The organism is Nonomuraea sp. NPDC049750 (assembly GCF_040659625.1).
GTDB lineage: Bacteria > Actinomycetota > Actinomycetes > Streptosporangiales > Streptosporangiaceae > Nonomuraea.
Map to the genome: position 1 here is coordinate 247,883 of NZ_JBFANB010000012.1, position 23,044 is coordinate 270,926.

A 23,044-nucleotide genomic window follows, 5' to 3' on the forward strand; every position below is an offset into this window, starting at 1 on the left:
TCTAAGTTCGCTCTGTGGTGGCGGGTACGCCCGCCACCACATGGAGGTTCATCCGGAGCCGGGCAGCGGCTGGTGCTGGGCGCCCTCGCCGCCGGTGGCGGGCCAGCCGCAGTTCGTCCAGTAGCCGCTGCCCTTGCCGTCGGACACGTACGATCCCTTGGCGTTGGCCACGGTCCAGGACAGGCGCAGGGTGAGGGTCCCGCTGCCGCGCACGAGGCCCGTGGTGCTCTGGCCGTTGCCGCTGGACGTGCCGGTCCACCGTACGGTGACCTTGCCGAACTCGGTGGCGGGCGGCCCCGGGCAGCCGGGCCGCGACGCGGGCGCCTGGACGCGGAACGCGTGCGCGGAGACCGCGATCCCCTTCGTCCCGGACACCGTGGTGATCTTGCAGCTTCCCGGACAGACCAGCCCGAATGATCCGGTACGGCGGGTGCCCAGGTTGATCGACGACGGCGACAGCCTCGCGACCGGCGGCCTGGGGCCGGGCAGACTCACCTTCTGCGGCCGGACCTCGCCGGTGGCGGTGTCGCTCATCTTGGAGTCCGGGTTGGCCGTCGGGGCCGCAGGCACGTCCGTGGGCGGTGGGACCACTGTGGGGTTGAGCATGAGGTTGGGGGTGCTCCCGCTCCCCGGCGGTACGGCCGGGGCGCTGCCGGGGCCCGACAGCTTGGTCTGCGGCTCGGGCACCTCGGGCTGGTGGCGGCTCTGGATGCCGGACCAGGCGAGGCTCGCCACCAGCATCCCGGCGCCGACGAGCAGCCCCACTGTGGCTATGGACCGGATGGAGAACCGGCCGTCGGACTCGTACTCGCCCGGGCGGTTGCGCCAGAACTCGGTCTGCTGGTCGTCCTGACCGTTACGCCAGAACTCCGACCCCGGACCGTCCGGCCCGTCGTCGTCTGTGTCGCCGTCGGTGCTCTGGGTCGCGACCAGTAGGTCTCGGTGCTCGCCGGTGGCCATGATCAGGGCGTCTCGGAGCGTGGCCGCCGTCGTGAACAGGGCCTCCGCGCGGGCGTCCGCCTGGGTGCCCATGTGGGTGCCCGCGTGGGTGTCCGTCGTGGGGAACGGCGCGTCCCAGCGGGTGCCGGGGGTGGTGATCAGGGCGTCCCGTTGGGCGCCCGCGATCAGGGCGTCCGTAGTCGGGCTCGCGCTCTGGACGCCGGAACGGATGCTTGTCGTGGCGAACTGTCCGTTTCGGCCGGTGTCTGCGCTGGCGAACTGTCCGTTTCGGCTGGTGTCTGCGCTGGCGAGCTGTCCGCTTCGTTGGGCGTCACCGGTGGTGGTCTGGGCGTCCCGATGGGTCTCGGGGGCACCCCGGCGGTTGGCGGGGGCGGCCGCGTCCCGGTGCGGGCTCGTGGTGGTGGCGTCCCGGCGGCTGCCCGGGGCTGACGGGGCAGGGCGGCTCCTGGTGGCGGGGGTGTCCCGGCGGGTGCCGCTGGCCGCGACGAAGACGCCCTGCCGGTCGCGGGCGGTGGCCACCAGGACGTCCCGCTGGCGATCCCCGAAGGGGTGACGACCACGCGGACCGGCACCGGCCGGGCCACGATCGGCCGCGTCGGGCGGCACATGGACGTTCGAGGTGTCGGGCGGTGCTTGGCCGTTCGACCTGTCCGGAGGTGCCTGGCCGTTCGACGCGTCGCGCACGGGCGGGTCGCTGACGGGGGCGCTCAGCACGGGCGGCCCGCCGATGACCAGCCCGGGCAGCCGCAGGACCGGCTCCGACGGAGACGAGACCGGCCCAGCGGCAGGCAACTCGCAGACGGGGGCGGCCAGGAGGCCGGGCGCGGACGGGCCGGTGGCCGGAGTACGTCGCGGGAGGACCCCGGCGGCGGGCTTCCGGGCGAGCGGAATGGTGGTCTCGTGGTCGAGAGCCGCCGCGATCGCATCCGGATCGGACCGCTGGTGCGGAATGGCGGCCGGGGCGTCGCTGCGGGATGGGGCAGCGGCGGGGGAGCCGGATCGGGGCGGGGCGGATGTCGGGGTGCTGGAGCGGGGCGGGGTGGGGGCGCGGTGGCTCCTGTGGGGTTTGCGTTCCTGGCCGGCGGCAGCCGCGCCCGCCGCCGGCCAGGCGCTACCCCTGATCGCCGCCGTGGGGTCGGCGATCGGGGAGATCAACATCGGGGCGGCCTCGACCAGCCCCCGAACCTGCACGGGGAACCCGTCCACCCGCCACAGCTCGCCCGCGTCCGGAAGCGGCTGAGCCCACGTCAGGCGGTCGCGCAGCGTGGGGGGAGCGGTGGCGATGGGCAGCTCGCGCAGCAGTGTGGCCGCCACCACGGCCCGGGGCGCCGCCCGGCACGTGGGGCAGGTGGGGATGTGGCGGCTGATGCGGGCCCGGTTGCGCCGCGTGGGCGTCGTCGCCCAGGCCGTCACCTTGGCCGCGAGCTGGCCACAGCCGTTGGCGGACCGGGCGGCGATGACGGCGGAGAACCAGCGCTCCACCCCGCGGGCCGCCTCGGTCACGATGACATCCACGTCCGGAGGCGTCACATCGAAGATCACGGCGATCTCCTGATGCGCGAGGCCGTGCCGTACGGACAGGTCCAGCAGCTCCCGCTGCGGGCCGTCCAGCGCGCGCAGGGCCTCGGGCAGCAGGTCCGGCATCCGGCCGGAACGCGACCACGAGCCGATGCTCGCCGGACCGGCCACGGCCGCGCGATGCGCCCGGGCCAGCCCATAGAGCCACGGCCGCACCAGGGAGGAGTCGACGACCCGGTGCGTGTGGCCGTACGCCGACAGCAGCGCCCCGGCGACCGCCAGCTCGGCCTCGCTCTGGGCGAGTTCCGTGCGGCAGTAGTCATAGAGGTGGGATCCGTACTCGTCGCACAGCTCGCGGATTTCCTCGCGTACGTCGTCGGTCAGCGTCCGCCACATCACCCGTGCCACCTCCTTAAAGGTCGTACCCGTCACCGAAACAGAAGCCTCAGCCGGGTAACTGCTCCGCGATCTCCGTAGCCCAGTAGGTGATCACGCTCCCGGCGCCGGCCCGGCGGATCGCCATGAGGCTCTCCCGGATGGCCCGGTCGCGCATGAGCCATCCCTGGGCGGCGGCGGCCTCGATCGCCGCGTACTCGCCGGAGGTCTGGTAGGCGGCGACCGGCACGCGGACCGTGTCAGCCACCATGCGGACGATGTCCAGGTAGTGGCCCGCCGGCTTGACCATCACCATGTCGGCCCCCTCCTCGATGTCCAGGAGCACCTCGCGCAGCGCCTCGCGGCTGTTGGCGGGGTCCTGCTGGGCGGTGGAGCGAGTGCCGGTCAGCCGCGATTCGACGGCGTCGCGGAACGGGCCGTAGAAGGCGGAGTCGTACTTGGCGGCGTAGGCCAGGATCGCCACCCGATGGTGACCGGCCTGGTCGAGCGCCTGCCGGACGGCGGCGACCTGGCCGTCCATCATGCCGCTCGGGGCCACCACCTGGGCGCCGGCGTTGGCCTGGGCGATGGCGACCTGGGCGTAGGCGCGCAGGGTGGCGTCGTTGTCGACGTCGCCGGTCGCGTCGAGGATGCCGACCTGGCCGTGTTCGGTGTATTCGTCCAGGTTGATGTCGCTGATCACCACGGTGGCGTCGCCGACCTCGGCGGCGACGTCGGCGATGGCCAGTTGCGCGATGCCGTACGGGTCCCAGGCGCCGTACCCCTCGGGGTCCTTGGCGGCCGGGATACCGAAGATCAGCAGGCCGCCGACGCCGGCGGTGGCCGCGGCCGAGGCGGCCTTGCGCAGGCTGTCGCGGCTGTGCTGGACCTGGCCCGGCATGCTGGGGATCTCCCGGGGTTCCTCCAGTCCTTCGCGGACGAACAAGGGCTGGATCAGGTCGGCCGGGTGCAGCCGGGTTTCGGCGACCAGGCCACGCAGGGCGGAGGTGCGCCGCAGGCGGCGGGGACGGTCTGCGGGGAAGCTCATGGGTTCTAGCCTCCGATTACCTTGCCGAGGAAAACACGTTCCGCGTGCCTGACGGCGTCCGCGGGCGGGAGCCGGAACCAGTAGCCGGAGGTGCTGCGCGCGGTGATGTTGAGCCGGCGCAGCTGGCACAGGTGTTCGGCCGTCTTGACCGCCAGCCCGTCCGGGTCGATCACCGGCAGGCCGTGCAGTTCGTGCACGCCGAGGTGGACGAGGATCTCGTTCGGGATGCCTTCGGCGGGGACCAGCCACTGCGCCCCCGCGTCCGCCGCCCGTTTGGCGGCCTTCGTGTAGGCGGCCAGCAGCGGCCCGAAGTCCTCGGCCAGGGCCCGTTGGACGAGGGTGGTGCCGTCCTCTACCACCTGATAGGAGGCCAGGTCGGCGCCCGCCGCCCGGATGTTGTCGGTGATGGGCTCGGCCAGATGCGGGATGAAGCCGATCAGGCCCAGCCGGTGGCGTTCCATGCGCGCCGCCTGCCAGACGGCGTCGCCGTAGCCGACCACGGGGATCGACACGCGCGAGCGGGCGGCGGCCAGCCCGGGGTCCTGCCCCGCGCCGCTGATCCAGGCCACGCACCCGTCGCGTTCGGCCGCCACGGCCGTCTGCGCGAAGTAGTTGCCGAACAGCAGTCCCAGCTGCCCGTATCCGACCAGGTGCTCGGGCAGGTCGGTGCCGTATGTGTCGGCCGGCAGCGTGTGGATCTCCACCTCGGTGCCGGGTTCGGTGATCTTGGATAAATGCTCGGCGTAGAGCTTGTCCAGCAGCGCGGAACGACCCTCGACGGTGTGTTTCTGGAACCAGATGCGCATGTCAGCCGTGCCTCACGTGATGGGGGGTCGGGCCAGATGGAACGGTGTCGAGCATCGAGGCTTGCGCCAAGTAGGCGCGGGTGGACTCCGGATCGCCGGCGATGGCGCGCAGTCCCGCCATGGCCGCCGCCAGCTTGGTGTTGTCCCGGTCCTGTACGCCGGCCACCCGCGCCTCACTGCGCGGGATCACCCGGTTGACCAGTACGGTGCGCCGCCGCCAGGCCCAGGCGTCCAGCGCGGCGGGTGCGGTGAACCCGCCGAGCACGGCCGCGAGCACCTGGCCGATCTCGACGGCGTCGTGGATGCCGGCGTTCATGTTCAGGCCGCCGGCGGTGGAGGTCAGGTGGGCGGCGTCCCCGGCGAACAGCACCCGCCCGCACCGGTAGTCGCCCAGCACGCCGCGGGCCAGGCTGTAGCGGTCGGCCCCGATCACCCGGATCGGCGCCTGCTCGGTGGGCAGGGCACGGAACAGCAGCTTGGCCACGTTCTGGGGATTGAGCGGGTCGCGGGTGTCGTGCGGGATCCTGATGATGATCCGCCAGTGATCGGGCAGCGCCAGCAGGCTGCACGACTGCCGGGAGTCGCGGATGTAGGTCAGCGGCGCCAGGCCGGGCAGCAGCGCGTCGAGCGGTGAGTCGGTGAAGATCCGCAGTGCCTGCGTCGGATACTCCGAGCGGGGGAACGGCAGGCCGAGCGAGCTGCGGATGGTGCTGTGCGCGCCGTCCGCCGCGACCACGTAGCGGGCCCGCGCCCACGTACGGCCGATGCGCAGCCGGACGCCCGTGCCGCCCTCGGCCACCCCGTCGACCGGGGTGCCGAAGCGCACGTCCGCCTCCGGGTAGGCCGACAGCGCCTCCAGCAGCAGCGCGGTGAGCGTGGACTGCTCGGCGTGCAGCCGAAACGGGTGCTCGGTCAGGCCGTCGAGGCTGCCCATCAGCATCTCGGCCAGCACCCGGCCCGACCGGTCACGCCATTGCACCCGCTCCACCACCCGGCCGCGGGCGATCAGCGGGGTAGCGATCCCGAGCTCCTCCAGCAGGTCGAGTGTGGCCGGGTGGAAGGTCGAGGCGCGCGACTGGTGGTTGAGGCCCGGCTCCCGTTCCAGCACCATCACCGGCACTCCGGCGCGGGCCAGGGTGAGTGCCGCGGTCAGTCCGACCGGGCCCGCGCCGACCACGGTGACGCCGTTCATGACGGCCGGCCCTGTGCCACCGGGCGGTGCGGCACCCGGCTGAGCGTGACCGGCTGACCGGTCGCGTGCGCCAGCGCCCACCAGGCGCTGCACAGGTTCGAGGTGAGCAGGACCCGGTCGTTTCCGGCGCCCAGGGGGCCCAGCGCGGGCAGCGTGGACATCCCGGTGCCGCTGAACAGCACCACTGCGTCGGACGGCAGTCCTGCCTGCTCCACCTGCTCGACCAGCTCGTTCGGCGTGACGTCGTACGGTGAGAAGCCGCCCTGCGCCCTGACCGGTATCACGCGGGAGACGTGCAGACCGGCCGCGGCCCAAAAGCGCTCGGCGAGTTCGGTGAGCCAGGGCTGATACGGCGAGACGAGCACGAACTCCTGCGCCCCGATGTGCTCCAGCGCCTCCCGCGTCGCCAGGGTCGCCGAGGCGAACGGGATGCCCGCCTCACCGCTCAGCTTGTCGCACCTCGCGCGATCTTCCTCGGGTGCGAACAGATATCGCGAGCCGCTGCAGGCCATGACCAGCGCGTCGAGCGGCAGGTTGCCGAACGAGCAGATCATCGCGGGCAGGACCTCGTTGTAGCTCTCCAGCCGCTCCGCCAGGGTGAGGCCGGGGCGTACCGGGAAGCGGCTGACGTACATGTCGGCGCGGGACCCGAACAGGCGCGCCAGTTCGGGCTCCACCGATGGGTTCGCCGGCGGTACGAACACGCCGACCCGGCCCCGGCTCATCCCGCGCTCCCGGCCGGACCGAAGGCGGGCAGTTCCAGGGAGAACAGCTCACGTAAGGCATCCGCGTAGCTCTCTCCCAGAGGGGAGTCGGCGTAGCTGGTCACCCGGTTGATCGGCTCGTACAGGAAGGCGTCGACCACTCGCTGGACGGCGTCCCTGATCTCGGCGCGGGCGGCGGCGTCCAGGCTGGGGGCACGGGAGGCCAGCCGGCCGAGTTCGGCGTCCGCTACGGCGTTCGCCTTGTGCTTCAGTGCTTGTACGACGGGGACGGTAGGCGGCACCGGCACGGGCACCGTGGGGACCCTTCTGGAACCGTAAGGGCAGCGGAACGACACCCCCAGAACGTTTCCGCCCTCGCCGGCGGTCGTCCGGCGGGTAAGGGTGGCCGGCATCAGCAACCCGACCAAGCCGCGGCCCAGAAAGCCGCCTCTCGACGCGCCCGTGCCTCGTCCCAGTCGGTGAGGACGAGCTGTATCTCGCCGCGCTCCACGCCTAGGAGATCCACCGCTGCCCCGATCACGGTATCGGCGAACTCCCGTTGTCTGTCGACTGCCAGTCCTGCTGGGGATTCGACCTGGATGGTGAGCATGAGTTCCTCCTGCGAAGGAGCCTGGGGGGTTCAGGGCACGTGGTGAAGAACCTGGTCGATCACGCTGATCGCCTGGTCCGACACCTGCCGTATGTGACGAAGACGGTGGACGGTGCGGGCCGTCAACTCGGGCGGGGTCTGCGGCGGCACGGAGGCCGCCTGGGTGGGGATGCTCTGCGTAGGTATGGCCTGCGTAGGAATGGCCTGTCGAGGGATCGTCTGTGCTGGGATGCTCTGGCGTGGGATCCTCGCGGGCTGTGTGTCGTCTGTATCGGGCGCCGCACTGGACGGCAGTACCTGCCTGGGCGAACGCACTTCATAGGGGTGCGGGTACGGCCTGCGGGTCTCGTTCGCGAGCATGATCACTCCTGTCAGCGCTGGTCAAGGGCCCGGAACTCGGACGGATCGCGGACTCCGAAGCGGGCCAGCTCGTGCTCGGCCTCGCTGCGGACCTGGACGAAGCTGTCGCGGAGCTCGGCGAGCAGGCCGCGCAACACGACCAGCTCCGCCTCCGCTTCGCGCAGCGAGGGACGGCGTGGCCGGCTGCTGGTGGCCGCGAGGGCTACGCGGATCAGCGCCGCGACGCCGAGCAGCACCGCCACCGCCAGGCAGGCCACCAGCACCGTGGAGAAGCCCGGCATCGGTCCGGCCAGCATGGGATGGTCGACCAGCACCGAGGCGCCGGCCACGCCGATGGCTCCGCCGAGCATGCGCGCGGTGTTGATCGCGCCGACCGCCGAGGCGTACTGGCTGGGGTCGGCGGCCATCGAGCCGACCATGAACGTTCCGGTGGACAGGAAGCCGAACCCGGCGCCCAGCATGACGGCGCCCAGCAGGCACCACAGGTTCGGGGACGGCTGGGCCAGCATCAGCGCGCAGCCCGTTCCGAGGATGAGGGCACCGCTGTAGATGACGGCGTTGACGCCGATGCGCCGGCTGATGGGCGCGGCCATCGGGCTCGACACGATCATGGCGATGGAGATCGGGGTGAGCCAGAGGCCGATGGTGCTGGCGTCGAACTCGGCGTTGCGCAGGTAGAGCGGCCCCATGGCCAGCACGACGAAGGACGCGGCTCCGTACATGCAGGAGGTGGCACCGGCCCACAGGAAGCCGGGACGCCGCCACAGGCTCATGTCGATCGCTCCGGCGCGATGCCGCCACGAGATCGCGATGGCCAGGGCCAGGAGCAGCCCGCCGCCTCCCGCGCACGCCAGCGTGCGCACGGAGGTCCAGCCCCACAGGCTGCCCTGGGAGATGGCCAGCACCGCTCCCGCGACCGCGCCGATCAGCAGGACCGCGCCGAACAGGTCGGGTACGCCCTGCCTGGTGCCGCGGTTGCGGGGCAATGCCGGAGTGAGCATCAGCAGTGCCGCCGCGAGCCCCGCGCCGGGCAGGTACAGGCCGCGCCAGCCGTACTCGGTCAGCAGCCAGCCACCGCCCGCCTGCAGGGCTAAGGCCCCGATGCCGGACGACGCGCTCCACAGCGCGATGGCGCCGGCACGGCGGTTGGCGGGCAGCTCGCCGAGCAGCAGCGCCAGCGAGGCGGGGAACATCAGCGCCGCGCCCACTCCCTGCGCCACCCGTCCGGCCAGGAGCAGGGTCCAGGAGGGGGCGGCGATGACCGTCGTGGCGCCCAGCCCGTACAGGGCCAGGCCGAGCGCGAGCACGCTGCGCCTGCCCAGCAGGTCGGCGAAGCGTCCGGCGGTGGCGAGCAATGCGGCGACGGCGGCGAAGTTGACCGTGCTCACCCAGGTGACCTCGGACAGCGGCATGGCGGCCGCCAGCGGGTCGCGGCTGAGCACGGGGATCGCCAGCGTCGTCGCGGTGCTGTCCGCCATGATCGCGACCACCACCCCGGAGGCGACCAGCCGCAGTACGGCGAATCGCCCCCGGAACCGGCGAGCGGTCGGCATCGCGGGCACCATCGTGGGACCGGCGACGCCCTCGCGGATGGGCGTCAGGGTCATCGCGTCGACTCCGCGTAGCTGAGTTCGGGCTCGACGGGGGCAGGGGCGGGTTCGGCGGGAACCGGCGCCGGACTGTTGTTCGGCACGCTCGCGGCCACGACCCGCTCGGACAGGCCGACGTCGCGGCCGTTCTCGCGGATCCTGGTCGGCACCTCGCCGCCGGCCAGCGTGAGGGCGACCTGCGTGGCCAGGCTCAGGTGCTCGGCACAGCGGCGGGCCACCTTGGCCTCCAGACCGGCGATCTGCGCCAGCCGGAGCCGCAGCGACTCCACGGTCGCGGTGCGTTCGAGGCCGTCGAGATCGGCGAGCCGGTCGGGCCAGCGCAGCGACCTGCTGAGCTGCTCCTCCACCTCGAGGACGATCTCGTCGATGGACAGGTCCCGGTCCTTCAGCGGGTTGGCGATCATGACCGCCATGACCGCGGTCTGGTCGAAGTCGGCCAGCCGGCCCCGCAGCGCCGAGGCGAGCATGCGGGCGCGGTGGTGGAGGCAGTCGGCGCTCCAGCCGAGCACCAGCAGGCGATCGGCGCTCGCCTCCGTGTGCCATCCGGCGAGCCTCAGCTCGCGGGCCATCCGGTGTTGCACGCTCCAGCGGTCAGGGGTGTCCTCCACCCAGACCTGTACGCCGCCGAGTGGCAGCTCTGCTACATGGATCACGTTCCTTTCAGGGGCCGCCCGAGCGCAGACGCGTCTGATCACGCTGGCCTGCGCGGGGGGAGCCGGATTCTTCGAGAACCAGGAACGGACCTTGGAATCGACGGAATCGACGGTCACGTCCGGCCACCTCCTCGCCGGAGACTCTCCAGAACCCTCCGGCTGTCAAGTCTCACTTACCACGATCAGTACGATAGTGGGTGTACCCAGCTCGTTGTGTCAACTGACAGTTTTCGTATATGTTGACCTCCCCCTGCGGAGTTTCGCGCCCCGCAGGGCAGGGGACGGCGAGCCAGGCTTCCTTTACGCTGGAGGCTCCTGGCGGCTGGGAGGTACGAGTGGCGAACTTCGCCGAGCGACTCGGTCTCGCTATGAGCAAGCGCGGGTTCACGGGGGCGCAACTCGCCGCGGCCCTCACCGAAGCCGGCATCCCGATCACCCGCGCCTACGTCAGCCAGTTGCGCACGGGCAAGCAGACCAACCCGACCCTCCAGGTGCTGCGCGCCCTGGCCGCCTGCCTACAGGTGAGCGTGGGCTGGCTGCTGGGCGAGGACGCCACGGACTCGGGCGCGGTCGAGGAGCTCCAGCTGCGGGCCGCCGCCATCGGCGCGTCGGTCTCCGGGCTGTCCGACGGGTCGCTGACCGTACTGCGCGGCGTGATCGAGCTCGCGCGCGCGGCCGAGGGGCTGCCCGACCAGCCCCCCGCTACTGCCGAGATCCCTGAGGCGGCGGCGCCGCTGACCGCGCCGCAGCGTGAGGCGCTCGGCGACCGCCTGCGCAACCTGCGGCTGATCGCGCGCATGTCGCCGGAGGAGGTCGAGACCTCCCTGGGCAGAGGGGCCGCCGCCATCGGCGCGATAGAGGAGGGCCGCGTCGCGCCCGCGCCCGTCACGGTCGAGCGCCTGCTCACCCTCTACGGCGTGAGCGCCCTGCCCACCCGCGAATACGTCCTGTCGCTGGCCCGCGGCGAACGCCCGCCCTCCTGGTACGACGCCGGCTCAGTGCCCGTCTGGATGGCCGCCACCTACGCCCTGGAGCAGCGGGCGTCGCTGATCCGCACGTACCAGACCCAGATCGTCCCCCCGCTGCTGCAGACCGAGGCCTACGCGCGGGCCGCCATCGAGGTGTCGGGCAGCGCCGGTCTCGGCCAGGCGTCGGCCGACGCGGCGGTGCGCCTGATGCGCTCCCGCCAGGCCCTGCTGAACCACGGCGACGGACCCGTGCTGTGGGCGGTGATCGACGAGAGCGTCCTGCTGCGCTCGATCGCCGACCCCGAGACGCAGGCCGCTCAGCTCGACCGGCTGATCGAGTACGCGAAGCGGCCCAACATCTCCTTGCACGTGGTGCCGATCGACGATCCGATCTTCCTGCCCCGTTGCGGTCCGTTCACGATGTGGCGCTTCCCGGAGGCTTTCGAGCCCGATGTGGCCTGCGCCCACGCCATCGAATCGGACGAAGTGATCACCGACGCGACCGCGGTAGAGGCCTACCACCAGGCGTTCACCAAGCTGTCGGTCTCCACCACCATGGGCGACGAGACGCACGAGCTGCTGTACGCGCACCGTGACCGTCTGAGCCATCGGTGATCTGACACTCCCTAGCACGAAAAACGGGAAATGGATATTTCCCAACAAATATTGTTCTTCGTATTGTCAGATCCTGAGGTTGATGGATCATTGGTATTGTTGGGCCAAATTGAGTGGGGTCAGTGGGACCGACTTTCCCGTGAGATACGGCGAGGGGAAAGGGGCAACACTCAAATGCGTCAGCGTGCCATCCGAAATCTGACCAACCTTGACACCACCCGCGCGAGTGTCACCCGAATACTCGACGCCGCCGCGGGAGGGAAGAACCACTTCGAGGTTGACAGTGATGCGGTGCGCCGTTACGACGAGGCGGTTCCGGTCACCGGTTCCGCCGCGCGAGCAGTTCTGCTTTACCTGGCGCGGGTGGTCGCCCACCTGGCCGGCTCCGGCATCGACCAGTTCCTGATCATCGGCAGTGGCGTGCCCAGCGCGCTGCCGCCCGGACGTCAGTTACACGACGTCGCCCGTGGCGCGTCCGCCGCGTCCGATGTGCGCGTCGTCTATGTCGAGAACGACCCTTTGATACTGGCCAGTGCCCGCGTCACCATTGAGCCGCTCAACGACCTCGTACGGGTGGTGGAGGGCGACATACGACAGATCGACGAGATGCTCGCCGACGAGGTCGTGGCCCGGTTCATCGACTGGGAGCGGCCCGTTGGCGTGCTGCTTCTGTCGACCCACAGCCTCACCGACGACGAGCTTGCCTCCTTCGTGATCAAACGCCTGCGCCACGCCGTCGTGGACGGCAGCTACCTGGCGATCCTGCAGACCACCTTCGACGGAATCCCCGCCGAACTGCTGCCCGCCATCAACGACCTGCTCGCGATGACGCTGCCTGGACACGTGATCCGCTCACGTGCGGAGGTGGCGACCCTCCTGGACGGGCTCGAGCTGCTGGAACCGGGCCTGGTGTGGGTCCCGCTCTGGCGGCCCGACGGCGACTCCGTGTGCGCGGACCAGCCGAGCTCGTCGGGCAATTACGGCGCCGTGGCCCGCCTTCCCTGATCCGCCGGCCACGGCGCCCGCGCGGCCGTCACACGGACGCCCGCACCCAAGGGTCCGGCCCGCCAAACCGGCCGGACCCTCGGACCGTTTTCCTCCTCCCCCGCAAGGGCGTCCCTCGCTAGGGATCTCCGCCACCGCAGGCCGTTTCCTTCCGCTCCCCGGAGGGGGTATCCCTCCCTGGGGATCCCAGCCATGACGGACCGGCTCCTTCTTTCCCCTCGGAGGGGTGTCCCTCCCGAAGGACCCTAGCCACCGCAGGCCGTTTCTCTTTCGCTCCCCCGGAGGGGGTTTCCCTCCTAAGGACATCAGCCACCGCAGACCGTCACAGAGATCGAGACGGTCGCGTGACGAACCCCCGCCTAGTCCCACCAGAACGACCAGTAATGCCGCCCGATGATCTGCTCCGCGTAACTCTGGAGATCCCCCGGCCCCTGGACGACGTTGTCCGGGCAGAAGGTCCAGTGCTCGGCCGCCACATGCAGCGCGTGCTCGGGCTCGACCGGCGGCGCGGCGACGCTCAGCTCCAGCGTGTTGAAGCCGACCCCCACCACCCGGATCCCGAACCGGTCCTCCCAGCTGCGCACCACCGCCGCCATCGGCACCATCCACTCGTTGTGGTGCAAAGCCCCCTGCCAGCCCATCACGGCCAGCGCGTCGGCACCCCGATGCGCGGCGACCAGGCCGAGCGGCAGGCCCCTGGCTGACAGCTCACGGGCGTACCAGTCGGCGACGGCCCCCGGATCGGCTATCAGCACGCCCGGCGGGGCAGGACCCGGACAGAGCGCTCCGAACGGCTCCAGCTCCGCCAGGGCGTCCGGCGGCATCTGGGAGACCCACTCCTGCCACACCTCGGCCATGAACCCCTCGGCCGTGAAGTGATCTATCATCAGCGCCTCGTCCGGCACGATCTGCCCGATCGACCAGGGTTGCGCGGACTCGTCCAGCAGAACGGGCCACAGACCGCTGCGCGCGTGGGCGGCCCGGAACCGAGCCCAGTCGTCGCCCGTCACGGCCTCGTCGCTCATCCAGAACGCGGGCCTGGACGCCTCGCCCTGGTGCGTGTAGCCGGGGTCGGGCCACACGACGTCGCCCTCGGGCAGACCGACCGGCAGGAGCCGCCCTCTGCCGCCGTCGGCGAACAGCTGGCACACCTCACGTGGCAGCTGGTGATCGTTCATGCCCACCGTTTCAGTACCGAATCCTGTCTCGGAGATGGTAATGCCGACCGTTGCGTCAGGACTTTTGTCCTGGGCGATCCCGTACAGGCGAATCTTCTGCCGGCGCCCCGGCCTCGAGACCGTGGAGGCATGAAGATTCTGCTAGCGCTGGCCGTACTCCTCACGGGGTGCGCCGAAACGTCCGTCGGCGAACCCGGGCCCGTCGCGGATCCGGCGGTCGTCGAGACCGCGTCGGGAACCGTGCGCGGCACGGTGACCACGACGAACCGCCTGTTCCAGGGCATCAAGTACGCCACGGCGGCGCGCTGGGAGGCGCCGAAGCCCGCGCCCGCGTGGCAGGGAGTGCGGGCGGCCACCAAGCCGGGCGCCATGTGCCCGCAGGTCGGCACCGTCTACGCGCCGACCAGCAGCGACAACGAGGACTGCCTGTTCCTGAACGTCACGACGCCCGCCGTCCCCGGGAAGGGCCGGCCGGTCATGGTGTGGATCCACGGCGACGGCGCGGTCGGCGCGGGCCACTTCTCCGACGCGCGGAAGCTGGCCGCCAAGGGTGTGGTGGTCGTGACGATCAACTACCGGCTCGGCGTGTTCAGCGGGTTCGGCTATCCGGGGCTGCGCGACTCGGGCACGTACGGCCTGCAGGACCAGCAGGAGGCGCTGCGCTGGGTCAAGCGGAACGCGGCGGTCTTCGGCGGCGACCCCGGCAACGTGACCGCCTTCGGCGTCTCCTACGGCGCGCTGTCGATCGGCGGCCAGCTATCCTCGCCGGGCGCGAAGGGCCTGTTCCAGCGCGCGATCATGCAGAGCGGCGAGACCCTGATGGACATGCCCGCCAACAGCATGGTGCCGGGCGTGCCCGCCCTGCCGTCCTTCGCGTGGCGGCCCGCCGCACAGGTGAGCGCTATAGGAGAGGTGTACGCCAAGCAGCTCGGCTGCTCGGACCTGGCGTGCCTGCGCGCGCTGCCGGTCAAGAAGATCCTTGAGGTCCCGCAGATCATGAACGCCTTTCAGTCGTACGCGTACGGCAACGACGTCCTGCCCGAGTCGCCGGCCGACGCGATGCGGAAGGGGCACACCAGCCCGATGCCGGTCCTGGCCGGGACGACGAAGGACGAACACCGGATCTTTGTCGGGATGAATTACGACGTCCAGGGCACCTCTCCGGATTACCGGAAATTGCTAAAAGATGCGTTCGGGGCGAAGGCTGAGAGAATTGCCCGGAAATATCCGGTAAATCGCTATAAGTCGCCAAGTATTGCTTGGGCTACCGTGTTGACCGATCGTATGTGGGCCCGGGCCACCCATGAGCAGAACGCCCTGCTGGCCAAGAAGGCGCCGGTCTACGGCTACGAGTTCGCCGACCGGAAGGCGCCGATGTTCCTGCCGCTGGAGGCGGACTTCGACTGGGGCGCCTACCACGCCGGCGACCTGCCGTACATCTTCCCGGAGACCAAGGCCAAGCTGTCGCCCGCCCAGGAGAAGCTGTCCGGGCAGATGATGAGCTACTGGACGAACTTCGCCCGCACCGGCGACCCGAACGGCCGCGGGCTGCCCGCCTGGCCGCGAGTCTCGTCCGGCACCCTGTCCCTGGCGCCGGGGGCCGTCCGGCCGGTCGACTACGCTGCCGAGCACCAGCTGGCCTTCTGGAAGTAGGCGCGCAGCGCGAGGGGAGGCGTCGTGATCAGGGTCATGATCGCCGAGGATCAGGGGATGATGCGCGACGCCCTGGCGCTGCTGCTCGGGCTGGAGGACGACCTGGAGATCGTCGCCCAGGTCTCCTCCGGCGACGCGATCGTGCCGGCCGCCACGGAGCACCGGCCCGACGTGGCGCTGCTCGACATCGAGCTGCCCGGCCGCAGCGGGCTCGACGTGCTGCCCGTACTGCGTGCCGCGCTGCCGGAGTGCGTGGTGCTGATTCTGACGACGTTCGCCAGGCCGGGCTACCTGCGGCGGGCGATGGAGGCGGGGGCGGCGGGGTTCCTGGTCAAGGACGGGCCGGTTGAGGAGCTGGCCGCGGCGATCCGGCGGGCGGTGGCGGGGGAGCGGATCCTCGATCCTGCCCTGGCCGCCGCCGCGCTGAACGCCGGGCCCAGCCCGCTCACGGATCGCGAGCGCGACGTACTGACCGCGGCGCTCGACGGCTCCACGATCGCGGACGTGGCGGCGCGGCTGCACCTCTCGGAGAGCACGGTACGCAACCACTTGTCGTCCGCCATCGGCAAGACGAACACCCGCAACAGGATCGAGGCCGCCCAGCTGGCACGGCACAATGGGTGGCTGTGACCCCCTTTGACGCGGTTCTCTGTGATCTCGATGGAGTGCTCCGCCATTTCGACCACGCGGTTCAGGCCGACATTGAGGCCCGTTATGGCCTGCCCCTGCGCAAGACCGCCTTCGACCCGGACCTGATCGGCCCCGCCACGCTCGGTCACATCACCGAGGCCCAGTGGGTCGAGTCCATCGCTGTGGCGCTGGGCGGCGACGAGCGCGCCCGCCGGGCCGCCGCCGAGTTCGCGGCGGTGCCGTTCTGGGTGGACGAGGAGGTCAGGGGGCTGCTGGCGCGGACGCAGGGGCGGGTGCCCGTGGTGCTGGTCACCAACGCCATGGACACGCTGGAGGAGCACCTGGAGCGGCTCGGGCTGGCCTACTTCGCGGACGCGGTGGTCAGCAGTGCCCGGGTGGGGGTGGCCAAGCCCGACCGGCGGATCTACGAGCTCGCGGCAGAGCTGGCGGGCGTCGCGCCGGAGCGCTGCCTGTTCGTCGACGACCGGCTGGAGAACGTGGCGGGCGCCACGGCCCTGGGGATGACCGGTGTGCACTACCGGAGCATCGCCGACCTGACTCCCGCGCTCACCGGGCTCTTCGACTAGCGACCGAGGTTCCCCGGGGGGTTCGTCACACGACCGTCTCGATCCCTGTGCCGACCGGTGGTGGCTGGGGTTCTTGCGAGGGATGCCCCCTCCGGGGGAGCGAAAGGGAAACGTCCCGTCGTGGCTGAGGTCTCTTGGAGCGAAACCCCCTTCGGCCGAGTGGAAGGAGACGGTCCGTTGGGAAGAATGATCATAAATGCATATGGACTTGCACGGGATGCGTGTTATCCCGTCCAAGCCGCATAAACGACCTACATAACTCGTACAAAAACAAGAGCTTGTTTCCGGCACGGCTCGCGCCTGCCGTGCCGGAAACGTTCAGCGGGTCCGGTCAGTAACTCCCGTACGGAGACTGACTGGACGTCGTCGACGGCTTGTGCGACGAGTGGTTAGTCGGCGTGGGGCTCGACGAAGGCGTGCTCACCTGCGATCCCGTGCCGGCGGGCCGGAGCACGCCCACCAGGCCGTGCTGGGCCTTGTCGATGCCGGCGGAGAACCACAGGGCGTTCTCGCCGCCGGTGGCGGCGGTGCCCGGCTCGAGGTCCCACAGGCCCGGCAACTGGACCGTCCTGCCGTTGCCATCGCGCAGCGCGCCCAGGTGGCGGTTGCCGCGGTAGGCGTGGATCGTCCCGTCGCCGAAGTTGCCGACCAGGACCGATCCGGCGAACGCGCCGAACTGCTTCGGCGCGGCGGTCACGGCCCAAGGGGCGTTGAGCCCGGTACGCGCGATGCGCCCGACCAGGCGCCCGTTCACGTTATAGCGGCTGACGAAACCCTTGCCGGAGCCCGCGATGGACTTGCCGGTCTGCGAGTCCCGCAGGGCATAGGCGACCCATACGCTGCCGCCGCTGAACGTCACGTTGTACGGGTGGTAGTTGGAGGGGACCGAGGGGTCCCTGAACGCCCTGCGGGACAGGTTGATCTTCTCGAACTCCGAGTTCCACGCGGCGAGGCGCCCGTTGGCGAAGTCGGCGGCCAGCAGGAAGTCGCCGTCGTCGGTGTTCACCATCGCGAGGCCCTTGTAGTCGGCGCCCCGGGTGAAGGCCGCGATGATCGCGTTCTTCGGGTCCACCTCGGCGTTCCAGCCGGTGATCGCGCCACTCGGGCTGGCGAAGATGAACGTGGCGGGCTTGCCCTTGACGGTGAAGCCCTCGCCCGAGTTGAACACCTGGCCGGTCGGAGCGCCACCGGGAATGGCCACCTCGGTCGCCTCCTTCCTGCCCGCTCCGGAGTAGACGGTCGCGGTGCCGGTGCCCGTGTCGGAGACCCACAGGGTCTTGCCCATGGCCAGTCCCCACGGGTTGACCAGTTTAGGATCGTGGACTGCTGCCTTCCCCTGGATGTCGGAAATGAGATTCACGACGTCAAACTTGGTATTCGTCGCTGCCTGTGCGGGGGCGGTGAGGGTCGTGCTCAAGACGACCGCACCAGCGCAGAGTGTGATGATGCGGAGCCGCATCCGTGCCTCCTTGTTAGCGCTTGTGGCCGGAGATACGTGGGGGACGCAAGTGCGGTTCAGTAACGGTCAGAAATATTGGCCTTGGACGTCAATCGGGCGTTTTCCTGGGGAGTTGAGGTACATGGAAGTTTTGGGCATTGACATCGGCGGATCCGGGATCAAGGGCGCCCCCGTGGACACCGCGTCGGGGCGGCTGACGGAGGAGCGCCTGCGCATCCCCACGCCGCAGCCGGCCAAGCCGCGTGAGGTGGCCGAGGTCGTGGTGGAGATCGTCAAGCACTTCGACTGGACGGGCCCGGTCGGCGTCACGTTCCCCGGTGTGGTCGTGGACGGCGTGATCATGACGGCCGCGAACGTCGACCGCTCCTGGATCGGCGTCGACGCGAGGAAGCTCTTCGACGGCGCGACCGTACTCAACGACGCCGACGCGGCCGGCGTCGCGGAGATGAGGTTCGGCGAGGGCCGGGACCGGATGGGGACCGTCATCATGCTGACGTTCGGGACGGGCATCGGCAGCGCGGTGTTCGTCGACGGCGTCCTGGTACCCAACACCGAGCTGGGGCACCTGGAGCTCCACGGCAAGGACGCCGAGCGCCGCGCCTCCGATCACGCCCGTGAGGAGCACGACCTCGGGTGGGAGAAGTGGGCCGGGCGGGTGGAGGAGTACCTGCGGCACGTGGAGATGCTCTTCTCGCCGTCGCTGTTCGTCATCGGCGGCGGGGTGAGCAAGAAGGCGGACAAGTTCCTTCCGTACGTGCACGTGGACACCGCCGTCGTTCCCGCTCGCCTGCGCAACGAAGCGGGCATCATAGGAGCGGCTCTCGCCGTCAAATAGCTATTTTTTACGGCACGGCACGGTGAGCCCCACCCGCCGCCCGTGGCTGGCGTCTGTCCAGGGAGACGCTCCTCCGGTGGAGCAGGCCGGGCGCCGGTACGAGACGGTGAGACCGTCTTCTTCGCAACGCTCCGACCTGGGTGATCAAGAAAGGTTGGTCCGGAGCGCAACCTGATGGGCTTCTCGGGAGTCTCATTAGTGACCGTGGTCGTCCAAGGCGACAACTCTGGGGAGAGTGGGCCCGTCTTGGGCGATCACGGTCAACCAGCGAGCGCGGGCCCTACCTGGGCGATCACCGTCGACGGATATTCGGATGCGGACACCGGCGCCGTCGGGCAGCATGGTGGGTTGGCTCCGGGGACGCGGAGCTCAAATATCCTGATAGCAGTATGGGAACCTCTGCGTTGTCCTCTCCACTCACCGAGCTTCAGTCCCGCCTGCCCGAGTTGATGCCGCGCGACCAGCGGCGATTGCGGCGCAGGCTCGACGGCGTGCGCCGGGTACGCTCCCGCGAGGCCCGGGACAAGATCACCGCGGAGATCCTCGCCGACGTGGAACGCGCCGAGCGACGCCTCGCCCGGCGCCGCGAAGCCGTACCAGAAATTAGCTATCCGGAAAATCTCCCCGTATCCCAGCGCAAGGACGACATCCTCGCGGCCATCCGCGACCACCAGGTCGTGATCATCGCCGGGGAGACCGGATCCGGCAAGACCACCCAGATCCCGAAGATCTGCCTGGAGCTGGGCCGCGGTGTCAGGGGCCTGGTCGGCCACACCCAGCCGCGCCGCATCGCCGCCCGTACGGTGGCCGAGCGCATCGCCGAAGAGCTGGGCACCGAGCTGGGCCAGGCGGTCGGCTACAAGGTGCGCTTCACCGACCAGGCGAGCGACCGCACCCTGGTCAAGCTGATGACCGACGGCATCCTGCTGGCCGAGCTGCAGAACGACCGGCTGCTGGAGCAGTACGACACGCTGATCATCGACGAGGCGCACGAGCGCAGCCTCAACATCGACTTCATCCTCGGCTACCTCAAGCAGCTGCTGCCCAAGCGCCCCGACCTCAAGCTGATCATCACCAGCGCCACGATCGACCCGGAGCGATTCTCCCGCCACTTCGACGACGCCCCGATCGTCGAGGTCTCGGGCCGCACCTACCCCGTCGAGGTGCGCTACCGGCCGCTCGACGAGGACGACGACCAGACGCAGGGCATCGTCGACGCCTGCCGCGAGCTGGTCACCGAGGGTCCCGGCGACATCCTGGTGTTCCTGTCGGGCGAGCGGGAGATCCGCGACGCCGCCGACGCGCTCGACAAGGCCGACTTCCGCAACACCGAGGTGCTGCCGCTGTACGCCCGGCTCAGCGCCGCCGAGCAGCACCGCGTGTTCCAGCGCCACACCGGCCGCCGCATCGTGCTGGCCACCAACGTGGCCGAGACGTCGCTGACCGTCCCGGGCATCAAATACGTCGTCGATCCGGGCTACGCGCGCATCTCCCGCTACAGCCACCGCACCAAGGTGCAGCGCCTGCCGATCGAGGCCATCTCGCAGGCGAGCGCCAACCAACGCAAGGGCCGCTCGGGCCGTACCTCCGACGGCGTCTGCATCCGGCTCTACGAGGAGGAGGACTTCCTCAAGCGGCCGGAGTTCACCGACCCGGAGATCCTGCGCACCAACCTCGCCTCGGTCATCCTGCAGATGACCTCGATCGGGCTGGGCGACATCGAGGCGTTCCCGTTCGTCGAGCCGCCGGACCGCCGCCAGGTACGCGACGGCGTGAGCCTGCTGCACGAGCTGGGCGCCTTCGACGGCCAGGGCGGCATCACGGGCATCGGACGCAAGCTGGCCGGGCTGCCCGTCGACCCGCGCCTGGGCCGGATGGTCCTGGAGGCTGAGAAGAACGGCTGCCTGCGCGAGGTCATGGTCATCGCCGCCGCGCTGTCCATCCAGGACCCGCGCGAGCGGCCCGTCGACAAGCAGCAGCAGGCCGACGAGAAGCACCGCCGCTTCGCCGACCCGGAGTCCGACTTCCTGTCCTATCTCAACCTGTGGAACCACCTGCGGGACAAACAGCGCGAGCTGTCCTCCAGCGCCTTCCGCCGCCTGTGCAAGTCGGAGTTCCTCAACTACCTGCGCGTACGCGAGTGGCAGGACATCTACAGCCAGATCCGCCAGTCCCTCGGCGCCCAGCCGGGGAGCCAGCAGGCCGACCCGCAGCAGGTGCACGCCGCGCTGCTGGTGGGCCTGCTGTCGCACATCGGCGTCAAGGACGTCATGGAGAAGCGGGCCCCCGACGGGCGCCGCCCGATCCAGGAGTACATCGGCGCCCGCAACGCCCGGTTCGCCATCTTCCCCGGCTCCGCGCTGGCCAAGAAGCAGCCCCAGTGGGTGATGTCGGCCGAGCTCGTCGAGACCTCCCGGCTGTGGGCCAGGGTCAACGCCAAGATCGAACCCGACTGGGTCGAGCCGCTCGCCCAGCACCTGGTCAAACGTACCTACTCCGAGCCGCACTGGGAGAAGAACCAGGGCGCGGTGATCGCATTGGAGAAGGTCACCCTGTACGGGGTGCCGCTGGTGACCGGGCGGAAGGTCAACTACGGCCGCATCGACCCTGACCTGTCACGCGAGCTGTTCATCAGGCACGCGCTCGTCGAAGGCGACTGGGACAGTCACCACCGCTTCCTCCAGGACAACCGGAAGCTGCTCGAAGAGGTCGAGGAGCTGGAGAACCGGGCCCGCCGGCGCGACATCATGGTCGACGACGAGGCCCTGTTCGACTTCTACGACCAGCGCGTCCCCGCCGATGTCGTGTCCGCGCGCCACTTCGACTCCTGGTGGAAGAAGGTCAGGACCACCGAGCCCGACCTGCTGACCTACTCGCCCGAGATGCTGGTCAACGAGGGCGCCGACGTCAGCGTCCACGACTACCCCGACGCCTGGCGGCAGCTCGGCCAGCGGATGAAGCTGACCTACCAGTTCGAGCCCGGCGCCGACGCCGACGGCGTCACGGTGCACGTACCGCTGCAGGTGCTCAACCAGGTCAGCTCCGACGGGTTCGACTGGCAGATCCCCGGCCTGCGCGACGAGCTGATCACCGCTCTGATCAGGTCGCTACCCAAGCACCTGCGCCGCAACTTCGTCCCCGCCCCCAACTACGCCAAGCAGGTGCTCGAAGGCGTACGCCAAGGCGGCGAACCCCTGCTGGAGGCCGTGGAGCGGGAGCTGCTGCGGCTGACCGGCGTACGCGTGCCGCACGACGCCTGGCAGCTCGACCAGGTCCCCGACCACCTGCGCATCACCTACCGGGTGATCGACGAGCGCAAGCGCACGATCGCCGAGGACAAGGACCTCGACGCCCTTAAGCGGCGCCTGGCGCCGCGCCTGCGGAAGACGCTCTCGGCCGCCGCCGACGACCTGGAGCAGTCGGGCCTGCACACCTGGAGCTTCGGCACCCTGCCCAAGGTCTTCGAGCAGGGCCGCATGAAGGGCTACCCGGCGCTGGTGGACGACGGCGACTCCGTGTCGATCAAGATCTTCGAGACGGAGGCCGAGCAGCGCCGCTCCCACTGGCCCGGCACCCGCCGCCTGCTCCTGCTCAACGTCACCAACCCGGCCAAGTCACTGCTGGGCGGCCTGTCCAACCAGGCCAAACTGGCCCTCTCGCGCAGCCCGCACGGGGGCGCCGTGGCGCTCTTCGACGACGTGGTCAACGCGGCGATCGACAAGCTGATGCTCGACCTGGGTGGCCCCGCCTGGGACCCGGTCTCGTTCGACCGGCTCTATCAGCACGTACGCGCGCACGTGCACGAGACCTCGGCCGAGGTGCTGGGGCGCACGGAGCAGATCTTGACCGTGTGGCACGCGATCGGCACCCGTCTCGACGCCCTACGGCAGAGCGCCTCCACCTCGGACGTCCGCGACCAACTGGGCAAACTCGTCTTCGCGGGCTTCATCACCGCGACGGGCTATCGCCGCCTACCCGACATACTCCGCTATATCCGAGCCATCGAACGCCGCCTGACCAAGCTCCCCGAGGAGCCGTGGCGGGACGAGGAGTGGATGGACCGGGTGCACAAGGTGGAGGACGCCTATGAGGACCTGCTGGCCCGGCTCCACCCGGCGCGACGCTCAGATCCGGACGTGCTGGAGATCCGCTGGATGATCGAGGAGCTGAGGGTCAGCTTCTTCGCCCAGACGCTGGGCACGCCCACGCCGGTGTCGGAGAAGCGCATCGCCAAGGCGATGGAGAAGCTCACGCTTTGAGATAGATGGAGCGGCTCAC

General features: G+C 70.2%; 19 protein-coding genes. 7 read left to right on the forward strand and 12 right to left on the reverse strand.

The window, feature by feature from the left end:
* Positions 1–48: 48 nt before the first annotated feature.
* The 10 genes from AB0J16_RS29640 to AB0J16_RS29685 all read right to left on the reverse strand — a co-directional run bounded on the left by AB0J16_RS29640 (position 49) and on the right by AB0J16_RS29685 (position 9,836).
* On the reverse strand, positions 49–2,886 hold the full coding sequence (locus AB0J16_RS29640; RefSeq protein WP_358545197.1) for a hypothetical protein: 2,838 nt from the start codon (positions 2,884–2,886) through the stop codon (positions 49–51).
* Between the two features lie 37 nt (positions 2,887–2,923).
* Positions 2,924–3,901: a porphobilinogen synthase gene (hemB, locus tag AB0J16_RS29645; protein ID WP_358545199.1), complete on the reverse strand. Its 978-nt coding sequence runs from the start codon at positions 3,899–3,901 to the stop codon at positions 2,924–2,926.
* Positions 3,902–3,906: 5 nt separating this feature from the next.
* Positions 3,907–4,707: an aspartate/glutamate racemase family protein gene (locus AB0J16_RS29650; RefSeq protein ID WP_358545201.1), complete on the reverse strand. Its 801-nt coding sequence runs from the start codon at positions 4,705–4,707 to the stop codon at positions 3,907–3,909.
* A 1-nt stretch (position 4,708) separates the two neighbouring features.
* Complete coding sequence (locus AB0J16_RS29655; RefSeq protein ID WP_358545203.1) at positions 4,709–5,899, reverse strand: FAD-dependent oxidoreductase; 1,191 nt, start codon at positions 5,897–5,899, stop codon at positions 4,709–4,711.
* Positions 5,896–6,624, reverse strand: coding sequence for a hypothetical protein (locus AB0J16_RS29660; RefSeq protein WP_358545205.1), 729 nt, complete (start codon positions 6,622–6,624; stop codon positions 5,896–5,898). Before AB0J16_RS29660 ends, AB0J16_RS29655 begins: the two co-directional genes overlap by 4 nt.
* The gene (locus AB0J16_RS29665) at positions 6,621–6,905 is read right to left on the reverse strand and encodes a hypothetical protein (RefSeq protein WP_358545207.1); all 285 of its coding nucleotides are present in this window, start codon (positions 6,903–6,905) and stop codon (positions 6,621–6,623) included. The genes AB0J16_RS29660 and AB0J16_RS29665 overlap by 4 nt, the downstream gene beginning before the upstream one ends.
* Positions 6,906–7,015: 110 nt before the next feature.
* The gene (locus tag AB0J16_RS29670; protein WP_357940570.1) at positions 7,016–7,213 is read right to left on the reverse strand and encodes a hypothetical protein; all 198 of its coding nucleotides are present in this window, start codon (positions 7,211–7,213) and stop codon (positions 7,016–7,018) included.
* A 30-nt stretch (positions 7,214–7,243) separates the two neighbouring features.
* Positions 7,244–7,573, reverse strand: coding sequence for a hypothetical protein (locus tag AB0J16_RS29675; protein WP_358545209.1), 330 nt, complete (start codon positions 7,571–7,573; stop codon positions 7,244–7,246).
* A gap of 11 nt (positions 7,574–7,584) precedes the next feature.
* Positions 7,585–9,180 carry an MFS transporter gene (locus AB0J16_RS29680; protein WP_358545211.1) on the reverse strand — a complete coding sequence of 532 codons (1,596 nt, stop codon included), beginning with the start codon at positions 9,178–9,180 and terminating at the stop codon, positions 7,585–7,587.
* A complete protein-coding gene (locus AB0J16_RS29685) occupies positions 9,177–9,836 on the reverse strand; it encodes a hypothetical protein (RefSeq protein WP_358545213.1) in 660 nt (219 codons plus the stop codon). Before AB0J16_RS29685 ends, AB0J16_RS29680 begins: the two co-directional genes overlap by 4 nt.
* Before the next feature lie 335 nt (positions 9,837–10,171).
* Between AB0J16_RS29685 and AB0J16_RS29690 the strand changes: the two genes are divergently transcribed.
* Together AB0J16_RS29690 and AB0J16_RS29695 are read left to right on the forward strand one after the other, a co-directional pair.
* Positions 10,172–11,419 (forward strand): Scr1 family TA system antitoxin-like transcriptional regulator, encoded by a 1,248-nt coding sequence (locus AB0J16_RS29690; protein WP_358545215.1) that lies wholly within the window; start codon positions 10,172–10,174, stop codon positions 11,417–11,419.
* 174 nt (positions 11,420–11,593) lie between these two features.
* Positions 11,594–12,424: an SAM-dependent methyltransferase gene (locus AB0J16_RS29695; protein ID WP_358545217.1), complete on the forward strand. Its 831-nt coding sequence runs from the start codon at positions 11,594–11,596 to the stop codon at positions 12,422–12,424.
* A 359-nt stretch (positions 12,425–12,783) separates the two neighbouring features.
* On the opposite strand, the gene AB0J16_RS29700 is transcribed toward AB0J16_RS29695, so the two are convergent.
* Positions 12,784–13,602 (reverse strand): DUF4253 domain-containing protein, encoded by an 819-nt coding sequence (locus tag AB0J16_RS29700; RefSeq protein ID WP_358545219.1) that lies wholly within the window; start codon positions 13,600–13,602, stop codon positions 12,784–12,786.
* A 129-nt stretch (positions 13,603–13,731) separates the two neighbouring features.
* Here AB0J16_RS29700 and AB0J16_RS29705 point away from each other — a divergent pair, with 129 nt between their 5' ends.
* Genes AB0J16_RS29705 through AB0J16_RS29715 form a run of 3 tightly spaced genes read left to right on the forward strand, consistent with a single transcriptional unit; the run spans position 13,732 to position 16,472 of the window.
* Entirely contained in the window at positions 13,732–15,255 is a 1,524-nt protein-coding gene (locus AB0J16_RS29705; RefSeq protein WP_358545221.1) for a carboxylesterase family protein, read from the forward strand.
* A 24-nt stretch (positions 15,256–15,279) separates the two neighbouring features.
* Positions 15,280–15,885, forward strand: coding sequence for a response regulator transcription factor (locus AB0J16_RS29710; protein WP_358545223.1), 606 nt, complete (start codon positions 15,280–15,282; stop codon positions 15,883–15,885).
* Positions 15,882–16,472, forward strand: coding sequence for an HAD-IA family hydrolase (locus AB0J16_RS29715; RefSeq protein WP_358545225.1), 591 nt, complete (start codon positions 15,882–15,884; stop codon positions 16,470–16,472). The genes AB0J16_RS29710 and AB0J16_RS29715 overlap by 4 nt, the downstream gene beginning before the upstream one ends.
* Positions 16,473–16,803: 331 nt before the next feature.
* Here the strand turns inward: AB0J16_RS29715 and AB0J16_RS29720 are convergent, their stop codons facing one another.
* The gene (locus AB0J16_RS29720) at positions 16,804–17,832 is read right to left on the reverse strand and encodes a TIGR03118 family protein (protein WP_358545227.1); all 1,029 of its coding nucleotides are present in this window, start codon (positions 17,830–17,832) and stop codon (positions 16,804–16,806) included.
* Positions 17,833–18,052: 220 nt separating this feature from the next.
* On the opposite strand from AB0J16_RS29720, the gene ppgK reads away from it, so the two are divergent.
* Together ppgK and hrpA are read left to right on the forward strand one after the other, a co-directional pair.
* Positions 18,053–18,766 carry a polyphosphate--glucose phosphotransferase gene (ppgK, locus tag AB0J16_RS29725; RefSeq protein ID WP_358545229.1) on the forward strand — a complete coding sequence of 238 codons (714 nt, stop codon included), beginning with the start codon at positions 18,053–18,055 and terminating at the stop codon, positions 18,764–18,766.
* A 389-nt stretch (positions 18,767–19,155) separates the two neighbouring features.
* Positions 19,156–23,025 carry an ATP-dependent RNA helicase HrpA gene (hrpA, locus tag AB0J16_RS29730; protein ID WP_358545231.1) on the forward strand — a complete coding sequence of 1,290 codons (3,870 nt, stop codon included), beginning with the start codon at positions 19,156–19,158 and terminating at the stop codon, positions 23,023–23,025.
* Positions 23,026–23,044: the final 19 nt, after the last annotated feature.